This is a genomic window from Streptomyces novaecaesareae (assembly GCF_000716875.1).
Lineage (GTDB): Bacteria > Actinomycetota > Actinomycetes > Streptomycetales > Streptomycetaceae > Kitasatospora > Kitasatospora novaecaesareae.
The window spans coordinates 18,282-28,680 of sequence record NZ_JNWQ01000088.1; the positions used below are offsets into that span (position 1 = coordinate 18,282).

Sequence of the window (10,399 nt, forward strand, 5' to 3'; positions counted from 1 at the left end):
GTTCCTGGGTGCTTTCTGACAGCATCGTCCGCTATCCGGTGATCGAATGCCGGTGATCCATGCGCCGGTGTGCTCTCGAAGTGTCCATCTGTGGCCGATTTGTGCCCGGATCGGATCTATGGGCGGGGCCGGTTGACGCTACCGGGGACGTAATCCGGGGGAGGAACTCGATGCTCGGCTTCGTCGTGCGCAGACTGCGCGGGCGACTGCCGCTGGCTGCTGCCGTCCTGCTGACGGTACTGATCGCCACGGCGGTGTTGACCGCCCTGGTGACCTTCAACAGCGGTGTCGGTCAGGCAGGCCTGCGGCAGGCGCTCCAAGGTCCGGGCCATGTCCGGACCACGGTGATGGTGACCGCCGAACACGGGGCGGACCAGCGGGAGGACGAGGCGGCGCTCGCCGCCTACCGTCAGAAGCTCTTCGGTGAGCTGCCCGTGCACACCGACAGCCTGCTGCGCAGCCGCTCCTACGGTCTGCCGGTCGTCGGCACCGCGGGCGCGGCGGCCCAGGCCGCCGGGGACAAGGCGGACCTGACGGTCCTCGCCGACGTCGACCGCGGCCGGACGCGGCTGGTCGCCGGCGCCTGGCCGGCCGCCGTCACCGGTCCGGTGCGGTCCGCCGCTCCCCAAGTCGCCGTCCCCCAGGCCATGCTGCCCCGCCTCGGTCTGACCGGCCAGGCCCTGCCCGCCGAGGTGCCGCTCGTCGACCGGCTCGACGGCAAGCCGCTGGCCGTTCGGGTCACCGGGGTCTACCAGGCGGCCGACCCGTTCGACCCGTACTGGCGGATCGACCCGGTCGGCGGTCACGAGGTCGAGACCGGCGGGTTCACCACCTACGGGCCGATGATGGTCGACCAGAGCGCCTTCACCACGGGCGGCCTGATCCAGAGCAGCCGCGGCTGGCTGCTCGACGCGGACTTCGCGACCGTCGACCAGGCCACCGCCCAGGCGATCGGCCACCGCGTCCAAGGCCTGTCGAACGACGCCCGGAAGACCGCTTCGTTCAGCGTGAACACCGAACTTTCGGACGTCATCAGCGAATTGACGGCCGGAATGGCGGTCGCCCGGTCCACCCTGCTGATCGGCGCCCTGCAGCTGGCCGTGCTCGCCGCGGCCGCCCTGCTGCTCGTCGTCCGCCTGATCGCGGCCCGCCAGGAGCGGGAGAACGAACTGCTCGCCGCCCGCGGCGCCTCCGGCACCCGGCTCGGCGGCTTCACCGCCCTGGAGCTGCTGCTGCTCGCCACCCCCGCGGCGGTCTTCGCGCCCCTGCTCACCCCGTTCCTGGTCCGCGTCCTGGCCGGCCTCGGACGGGCCCACCAGGTGACCCTGGACACCGGCATCGGCTGGACGCTGTGGCCGGTCGCGCTGGTCTGCTCCCTCGCCTCCATCGTGCTGGCCACCGTGCCCAGCCTGCTGCGCGGCGCCGGGGCCGCCCTGCGCCGCAGGACCGGCCGCCGTCAGGCCCTGGTCTCCGGCATCGCGCGCAACGGCGGCGACCTCGCCGTGCTCGCGCTGGCGGTCCTCGCCTACCAGCAGCTCGACCAGTACGGCGGCGGGCTGTCCGCCGACTCCTCCGGGCAGCTCGGCATCGACCCGCTGCTGGTCGCCACCCCCACCCTGGCGCTGTGCGCGGGCACTCTGATCGTGCTGCGCCTGCTGCCGCTCGCCGCGGTCCTGGGCTCACGGGTGGCCGCCAAGGGCCGTGGCCTCGGCCCGGCCATGGTCGGCTGGCAGCTGGCCCGTCAGCCCGCTCGCGCCAACGGCCCGGTGCTGCTGCTCGTCCTGGCCGTGGCCACCGGCGTGCTCGCCATCGGCCAGCACGCCACCTGGACCGCCTCCCAGCGCGACCGGGCCTCCTTCGACACGGCGGGCGGCCTGCGCATCTCCGCCGCGCACAGCCCGCTGATGGGCCAGGGCGGCCGCTACGGCGCCCTGCCGGGCGGCGACCGGCTGCTCCAGGTGGTGCGCGGGGAGCAGGTGCTGCCGGGCGGCAGCGGACAGGTGCTCGCGATGGACACCGCCGCGCTCGCCGACCGCGTCCCGGTCCGCGACGACCTGCTGGACGGGAAGACGCGTCAGGAGCTGTTCGGGCCACTGGCCGCCCCGCTCGCAGCCCCATCGGCCGCCGCTGGGGCGCAGACCGGGGTGCCGCTGCCCGGGCACCCGCTGCGGATCGACGCCGACCTCTCCATCCGCCAGGAGTTCGACGGGAAGCCCGTCACCATCGGCGCCATGTCGTTGGCGCAGTTCCCCCCGGAGGTGACGCTCCTGCTGCGGGACCGCTTCGGCTACGTCCACAAGGCCCCCATCGGCAGCCTCCCGCTCAGCGGTGACCTGCTCGCCTCGGCCCCGCTGGGCGAGTTGACGGGTGCCCCGGTGGGCTCGGCCGCCACCCCGCTCACCGTGGTCGGGGCGACCGTGACCTTCAGCGACCGGGCCGCCGGCGAGGTCACCATCCACCGACTGGCCGTCTCCGACACCGCCGACGGACCGGCCACCCCCGTGGCCGTGCCGGTCGGCCTCTCCTGGAAGGCCACCGCGCTGCCCCGGCCCACGAACGGGAAGCCCACGGCCGTCGTCGCCCCCGACGCAGCGCAGGCCGACCGGCTGCTGAGCGTCAGCTACGTCTTCGCGGACGGCACCGGAGAAGCCCTGCGGACCGTCGCCGGCCCGGCCGGGGCGGCGGCGACATCGATCGTGTCCGGCGTCGCCACCCGCGACTACCTCGGGATGGTCGGCGCCTCGGTCGGCGACACCATCCGGGTGCCGTTCGCCGGCACCACCCTCTCGGTCAAGATCACCGGTGTGGTCGAGGCCGTGCCGGTGGCCGGCCGCAGCGCGCTGGTCATCGACCTGGCCACCACCGCGCGGCTGCTGGCCGAGGAGGGCCGCTCGCTGTCCGGCCGCACCGAATGGTGGCTGCCCGCCTCCGGCCCGGGCGACCGCACCCCGGCCGAGGCCGCCGCCGCCCTGCGGGCCGCCCCCGGGGGCCAGGACGTCCAGGTCTCCGACGAGGCCTCCGAGCGCTTCCTCGGCGACCCGGTCGGTGCCGCCCCGCAGAGCGCGCTGATGGCGATCGCGGTCGCCACCGCGGTGCTCGCGGCGATCGGCTTCGGCGCCGCCGTGGCCGGCTCCGCCCGCCAGCGCTCCCAGGACTCCGCCCTGCTGCTCGCCCTGGGCGCGCCCCGCCGGGTGGTGAGGCGCGCGACCACGGCCGAGTACGGTCTGCTGATCGGGCTCGGCAGCGTCGTCGGACTCGTCCTCGGCGTCCTGCTCGTCCACCTGATCGTGCCGTTCATGGTGCTGACCTCCGCCGCCAAGCGGCCGCTGCCCGAGGCCGTGATCCAGTTGCCGGTGGGTCAGGTACTGCTGCTCACGCTCGCGATCGCCGTTGTCCCGCTGCTGTCGGCCTTCCTCATCGGACGCCGCGGTCGAAACGTGGCCTCCCGGCTGCGCCTCGTGGAGGAGATGTGACCACCAAGGCCGACACCCCCGTGTCCGTGCACCGCGCCGACCGCCGTACCGATCACCGCGCCGACCACCGGCCCGCACGATGGGTCCGCACCCGGTTGCGCGCGAACCCGCTCGCGGCCGTGCTCATGGCGGCCCTCGCGTTCGTCACGATCTTCCTGGCGGCGGCCTTCCCCCGCCTGTCGGACCGGGGCGCGGACGCGGCCCTGCGGGACTTCGTGAGCCACCGGGGCCTCACCGCCACCAGCCTGCAGACCACGTCCAAGACCAGACCGGAGGACACCGGCGCCGCCCTGGACACCGTCCAGCAGGTGCTCCTGGAGAAGGTCGGCAAGAAGCTGCCGCTGACCGCGGCCGGTCAGGCCCACGGTGCCCGCAGCACGGGCTACGGCAACATGAACAACCCGAACTACACCCGGGTCGGCGACAACACCCCTCCGAGCCTCTCCCTCGTCTACCTCCAGGGCCTCGCCGACCGGGTGACCCTGGTCGAGGGGGCCTGGCCGGGCGCCGTCGACCCCGGCACCCCGCTGCCGATCGTGGTGAGCCAGAAGGCCGCAGAGGCCATCGGCATCAAGCTCGGCGACCGCGTCGACAACGGTGCCGACGTGACCGGCAAGCCGCTGGCCAGCGTGGTGACCGGCTTCTACCGCGTCAACGACCCGCGGGACCCGTTCTGGGAGGAACTCGGCTGCCCGGACCGCGCCTGCTTCCAGGCAGGGGCCAACGGCAACGACTTCCTGAAGACCACCGGCTTCTTCGACGGCGGGAGCCTGCGCACGCTGGCGACCTGGGGCTGGACGGTCGAGGACTTCTGGCGGCTGCCCGTCGACACCGGTGCGCTGCGCGCGGACCAGCTCGACCGGACCCGCACCACCCTCAGCTCCTTCGTCTCCGGGCCCGACGCCGTGCTCCTCGGCGGCGTGACCGGCCGCGCGGACCTGCACACCACCTCGCTGCTGAGCGGCATGCTGACCAGCGCGGACACCCGTCAGCAGGCCGCACTGCCGCTCAGCGAGATCGGCCCCGCCGGGGTGGCGGGCGTCGCCGCGGTGGTGCTGTTCCTGGCCGCCGCGCTCAACACCGACCGGCGCACCGCCGAGCTCCGGCTGCTGCGGGCCCGCGGCGGCTCGCTCACAGGGGTGCTGCGGCGCCTGCTCGGCGAGGGTCTGGTGATCGTCCTGCCCGCCGCCGTGCTCGCGACCGCGCTCGCCCTGGTCCTGCTGCCGACCCCACGGTGGGGCCACGCGGTGCTCGCGGCCCTCGCGGCGACGCTGCTCGCGCTGCTGGCCTTCCCCGCCCGGGCCGCGCTGCTGTGGTCGCGCGAGCGGGCCGGCGGCGGCCGACGCCGGGTGGTCGGCGAGCTCCTCGTCCTGGCGGTCACCGCCGCGGCCGTGGCCGAGGTGCGACGTCGCGGCGTCGGACAGGCCGGCGGCGGCCCGGACCCGCTGCTGGTCGCCGCCCCGCTGCTGCTCGCGGTGACCGGTGGACTGCTGCTGGCCCGGATCGAGCCGGTGGTGGTCGGCTGGCTGGCGGCGCTCGCCGGCCGCGGCCGCGGTCTGGTCGGCTTCCTGGGGCTGGCCCGGGCCGCCCGGGACACCTCGGGCCGCCGTCGCCCGTCCGCGCTGCCGCTGCTCGCGCTGCTGATCGCCGTCACCACGACGGGATTCGGCGCCACCGTGCTCGACACGGTCGACCACAGCCGGACGCGCGCCGCGCAGGTCATGAGCGGCGGAGACGTCTCCGTCACCATCCCCGAGTACGGAAAGCTGTCGGAGGAGTTCACCAGGGCCGCCGGTCAGCTGCCGGGCACCCGCGCCGCGACCGGGGCGTGGGTGGAGCCGAAGGCCATGTTCATCGGCGGCGACCAGGACTACACCAGGGCCTACCTGGTGGTCGTCGAGCCGAAGGCGTACGCCGAGATCGCCCGTACCCTCGGCGTCGGCGGGTTCGACCCGGCGAAGCTCGCGGGCACCCCCGGCGGCCCGGACACCCCGGTGCCCGCGCTGTTCAGCCGCGACCTGGCCAAGCGGCTGAGCACCGGCGCGTCCAAGGTGCGCACGCCCAACGGCAACGAGCTGCGCACCACCGTCGCCGGGATCGTCGACGCCACCCCGGCGCTGCCGGATCCGGGCCATCCGTTCGTCGTGGTGGCCGCCGGGCCCGCGGCGGAACGCCTGCCGGAGAAGGTGCAGGTGAACAGCTGGTTCGCGGTCGGCGACCTCGACCCCGAGCAGGTCAGGACGACCCTGCGGGAGAAGGGCCTGACCCAGCCGACCGGCCTCGCCAAGCGGCTCGCGGACGAGGCCGCGGCCGGCGGCCGGGGCACCCACGGGCTGCCCCCCGGGTACAACGTGCGCAGCAGCCGGGAGACCGGCGCCGCGCTCGCCGACGACCCGCTGCAGCACGCCGCCGGGCGGTTGTTCTGGTACGCGGCCGCGGCCGGTGCCGGATTCGCCATGCTGGCCGTCCTGCTGACGCTGTTCCGGGCCGCACCCGAGCGCACGGCCGTGCTCGCCCGGCTGCGGACCATGGGCCTGCGCCCCCGGCAGGGGCTGGCGCTGATCATCGCCGAGGCGATGCCGCAGGCCCTGGCGGCAGCCGTCGGCGGCGGGCTGGTCGCCACGGCGGCCGTCGGACTGCTCGGTTCGGCCTTCGACATCTCCACCCTGGTCGGCGCCAGGGTCGGCGACGTGCTGGCCCCGGCGCTGGTGCCGGTGCTGCTGCCCACGGCGGGCCTGGCCCTGCTGGTCGGCCTCGTCGTGGTGCTGGAGACACTGATCGCCGGCCGGCGCCAGATCGCCACCGAACTGCGCGCGGGGGAGCGGCAATGACGCGGAAACCGGACACCCGGCCCGGGACGGCGGCGAGGGCCGCCGGGAACGCGGCGAGCACTGTCGGGAAAGCGGCGAGCACCGTCGGGAAAGCGGCGGGGGCCGTCGCGGCAGTGGAGAGCGGCGCCGGGCCGGTGGAGCGCTGCGGGATGAAGCAGAGCGGGATGAAGCAGTCAGTCGAGACAGGAGACGAGCGGTGAACACCACCCCCCAGGGGCAGACGGTCGTCGAGGCCCCCAGCCTGCAGGAACTCCGGCAGCGGGCGCTCGCCGCCGCCGCGCCCAAGGCGTACGGCGAGGGCGCGGCCATCGTCTGCGACCGGCTGGTCCGGATCTTCAGTGCCGAGGGCGTCGAGGTCCAGGCGCTCCAGGGTCTGGAACTGACCATCCAGCAGGGCGACTTGGTCGCTCTGGTCGGCGCCTCCGGCAGCGGCAAGTCCACCCTTCTCACCATCCTCGCCGGGCTGGACGTGCCGACCGCCGGCACGGCCACCGTGGCCGGCTGCGACCTGCTGGAGATGTCCGCCAGGGAGCGGCTGCGCTACCGGCGCGAGGTGGTCGGCTTCATCTGGCAGCAGACCGCCCGCAACCTGCTGCCCTTCCTCACCGCCGCCGAGAACATCGCCCTGCCCATGCAGCTGCGCGGCCGCCGGTCGAGTGCCGGCGGGGCGAAGCGGCAGGCGGCCCGGGTGGCGGAGTTGATGGAGGCGCTGGAGATCGGTGAGCTCGCCCACCGGCGCCCCGACGAGCTCTCCGGCGGTCAGCAGCAGCGGGTGGCGATCGCGGTGGCGATGGCCAACAACCCGCCGGTGCTGCTCGCCGACGAGCCCACCGGCGAGCTGGACTCCGAGACCGCCGGAGTGATCTTCGAGTCCTTCCGCACCGTCAACCGCGAACTCGGTGCGACCGTCGTCATCGTGACCCACGATCCGATGGTCGCGGGCGAGGTGCGCCGCACGGTCGCCATCCGGGACGGGCGGACCAGCAGCGAGGTGCTGCGCCGTACCGTGACGGACGAGCACGGCGAGGAGTCGGTCAACGAGCGCGAGTACGTGATGCTGGACCGCACCGGGCGGGTGCAGCTGCCGGTCAAGTTCCTGGAGGCGCTCGGCATGGAGCACCGGGTGGCGGTCGACCTCGCGGCCGACCACATCGAGGTCCGGCCGGACGACATCGCGGGGCACTGACCGGGCCCGGGCGGCGCGGCGTCAGCTGTCGCCGCCCATCCGCTGGAAGAGGCCGCTGCCCTCGGCGTCCGTACGGAGGCCGGGCGGCGGCTCCTCCCGCGCGGTGCGCTCGCCGCGGGCGGTGGCGGTGCAGAGGGCGAACACGAGCAGGGCACTGGCCGCCACGGCGAGGATGCCCAGTGCGGTCAGGACGCGTAGCCAGGTCAAGGTAGTGCCTCCTGCGGACGGTGCGGGGAACCTCGCCGCGGGATGTATCGGCAGGTCGGCCCGCACGGTCGAGTGCCCACGGACGGTTCTTCCCGCCGGGGGCCGCGCGAGAGGTCGCCCGCGTGGGCGCTCGAAGCACTGGCGGGGCGCGTCACACCCCCTCGCACGCCCCTGCGGTGGCGGCGGTCAGCCCGCTCCGGCCGTCGGCCCGTTCGGTCCCGCCGTCGACCCGCCCGCTCCGGCCGCCGTCCCGTCCGGTCCCGCCGTCAGCCACCAGGGCGCGAAGCACGGCGAGGTCCGGCTTCCCGAGGCCGTTCAGCGGGATCGCCGGCAGCAGGAGGACCGTGTCCGGGGCGCACCGCGCGTACCCGTGCTCCCGGCTCCAGCGGCGCAGCTGCTCCGCGGTCGTCCGGGAGCCGGAGGCCAGGGCCACCGCGGCGTGCACCCGCTCCAGCCGGTCCGGGTCGGCGGTCGTGAACATCACCGCCTCGCGGACGTCCGGGTGGGTGCGCAGTGGCTCCTCGACCTCGCGGGGGAACACATTGTGCCCCTCGACGATCGCCATCGGGTCCCGCCGGCCGGCCACCGTGAGATAGCCGGCCGCGTCCAGGCTGCCCAGGTCGCCGGTGTCCAGCCAGCCGTCCCGCAGCACCCGCGCGGTCAGCTCCGGATCGCGCCAGTACCCGGCCATCGTCGTCGGCGTGCGGACCCAGACCTCCCCGGTCCGGCCCGGCGGCAGCTCCGTGCCGTCCTCGTCCAGGACGCGCACCGCGGTGTCCGGGTACGGGCGGCCGGCGGTGGTCAGCAGCCGCGGGTCCAGGTGCTCGTCCGGGCTCAGCCGGGCGACCGGCCCGCACTCCGTCAGGCTGTACGTCTGGTGCAGCACCCGGCCCAGCCGGCGGGTCGCCTCGGCCAGCCGCCGGGGCGAGGGCGGGCAGCCGGTGTAGCCGACGCGGCGCAGGCTGCCGGTGTCGGTCGCCGACAGCAGCGGGTGGTCCAGCAGCCGGTAGAGCAGGTGCGGCGGCAGGTACGTCCGGGACACCCGGTACCGCTCGACCGCCGCCAGCACGGCGCCCGCGTCGAACCCGTCCTGCAGCACCACCGTGCCGCCCGCCGCCAGCGCCAGGTCCGCCGTCGTCCCGCCGCCGTGGCAGAGCGGGGTGCACAGCAGGAACGTCGAACCGGACGGCAGCGCCGGGCGCGGCGGCCGGGCGAACCGGCGCAGCACGCCCTTCGGCCGTCCGGTGGTGCCGCTGGTGAACCGCACCGCCATCACGTCCTCGGGCCGGTACCGCGGCTCGAACGCGGCGGGGGAGCAGTCGGCGGCGGACTCCAGGAGGTCGGTGCCGAGCCCGCGCGGCGCCGGGCCGAGGGAGAGCAGGGCGGCCCCGGGCACGGCCTGGGCGATCCCGGCTGCCGCGGCCGAGCAGCGCAGCGGGTCGAAGACCAGCGCCGACGTCCCGGCGAACCCGGCCAGCGCCACCTGCTCCGCGACCGGCCCGTCCGGGTAGGGCATCGCCACCCGGCAGCCCAGCAGGTTCGCGGCCGACCGCACCAGCAGCGCCTCCGGCCGGTTGCCGGCCAGCACCGTCACCCCGTCCCCGCGCCCCAGCCCGGCCCGCTCCAGCGCCCGGGCCATGCGGTGCACCGCGTCCAGGCAGTCCTGCCCGGTCAGCGTGTCGTTCCCGGACCGGATCGCCACCCGCCCCGGATCCCGGGCCAGCCCGTCCAGCACCAGCCCGGTGTACGTCGGGCCCACTTCTGCCATGGCCTTCCTCTCACTTGACGGTTCGTCAGCCTAGTGGACGGGTGCCCCGGGGGCGCACGGCGGTGCGCGGCCGCCCCATGCGCACCGCCGGTCAGGGGCGGCAACCGGGGTCGCCGGCCGTCGGCGAGCGGTCGGCCGGGCGTTGTTGTTAGGGTTCCCGCTCGGACGTGAACGGGGGGCCGGTGGGCAGCAGCGTGGAAGCGGTCGTGGCGCCGCGCGGGGTGGTCGACCTGCGGGGCGAGGCCGGGGCGGGGTTCGTGGTGGCGTACCCGGCCGACGCCGTGGTGGTGGTGTCCGGGCTGCCGGGCGCCGGGAAGAGCACCCTGCTGCGCCGGTGGTCCGGCGCGCAGGTGCGCACCGTCGACCCGCGCACGGTGCACGAGGCCTGCGAGGCGGTGATGCCGGCGCGCCTGCCGTACGCGGTCTACCGGCCGTGGGCGCGGCTGGAGCACTTCAGGCTGCTGCGCTCCTCGGTGCGGCGCGTTGGGCCGCTGCTGGTGCACGACTGCGGCAGCCGCGCCTGGATGCGGCGTTGGCTGGCCCGCGAGGCGGCCCGCCGCGGCCGCGAACTGCACCTGGTGCTGCTGGACGTCGGCGCCGCGACCGCGCTCGACGGCCAGCGGGCGCGCGGGCGGCACGCCGGCGTCCGGGTGTTCGCCCGCCACCGCCGGGGCCTGGAGCGGCTGTTGGCCGCCTTCACCCGGCACGTGCGGTCCGGCGGGCCGACTCCGACGCCCGAGGCCTCGTCCGTCCTGCTGCTGGACGCCGTCTCCCGCTCCCGCGCGCAGGCCGTGGAGTTCGGAGCGAACGGCCTTGGGGCGGGCGGGCATTAGGGCAAGGCCGTGAAGTTAAGGGCTGATCGGCTCGCCCAGGATGTCGATGCTGATGGTGGCCTTGTAGGTGCGTCGGTCGACGCGCAGGCTCTTGTACGCGT

6 protein-coding genes are annotated in these 10,399 nt (G+C 75.4%); 4 read left to right on the forward strand and 2 right to left on the reverse strand.

The features are described from left to right. Positions 1-170 precede the first annotated feature (170 nt). The 3 genes from OP86_RS27110 to OP86_RS27120 all read left to right on the forward strand — a co-directional run bounded on the left by OP86_RS27110 (position 171) and on the right by OP86_RS27120 (position 7,490). Positions 171-3,473 carry an FtsX-like permease family protein gene (locus tag OP86_RS27110; RefSeq protein WP_033333603.1) on the forward strand — a complete coding sequence of 1,101 codons (3,303 nt, stop codon included), beginning with the start codon at positions 171-173 and terminating at the stop codon, positions 3,471-3,473. Continuing rightward, positions 3,470-6,304: an ABC transporter permease family protein gene (locus tag OP86_RS27115; protein WP_033333605.1), complete on the forward strand. Its 2,835-nt coding sequence runs from the start codon at positions 3,470-3,472 to the stop codon at positions 6,302-6,304. Before OP86_RS27110 ends, OP86_RS27115 begins: the two co-directional genes overlap by 4 nt. Positions 6,305-6,500: 196 nt before the next feature. After that, positions 6,501-7,490 carry an ABC transporter ATP-binding protein gene (locus tag OP86_RS27120; protein WP_051830743.1) on the forward strand — a complete coding sequence of 330 codons (990 nt, stop codon included), beginning with the start codon at positions 6,501-6,503 and terminating at the stop codon, positions 7,488-7,490. 21 nt (positions 7,491-7,511) lie between these two features. Here the strand turns inward: OP86_RS27120 and OP86_RS36925 are convergent, their stop codons facing one another. Both OP86_RS36925 and OP86_RS27130 read right to left on the reverse strand, forming a co-directional pair. Beyond that, positions 7,512-7,697, reverse strand: coding sequence for a hypothetical protein (locus tag OP86_RS36925; protein ID WP_030061703.1), 186 nt, complete (start codon positions 7,695-7,697; stop codon positions 7,512-7,514). 151 nt (positions 7,698-7,848) lie between these two features. After that, entirely contained in the window at positions 7,849-9,465 is a 1,617-nt protein-coding gene (locus tag OP86_RS27130; protein WP_078653656.1) for an AMP-binding protein, read from the reverse strand. 182 nt (positions 9,466-9,647) lie between these two features. On the opposite strand from OP86_RS27130, the gene OP86_RS27135 reads away from it, so the two are divergent. Beyond that, positions 9,648-10,298, forward strand: a complete 651-nt coding sequence (locus tag OP86_RS27135) for an AAA family ATPase (RefSeq protein ID WP_051830748.1) — start codon at positions 9,648-9,650, stop codon at positions 10,296-10,298. Positions 10,299-10,399: the final 101 nt, after the last annotated feature.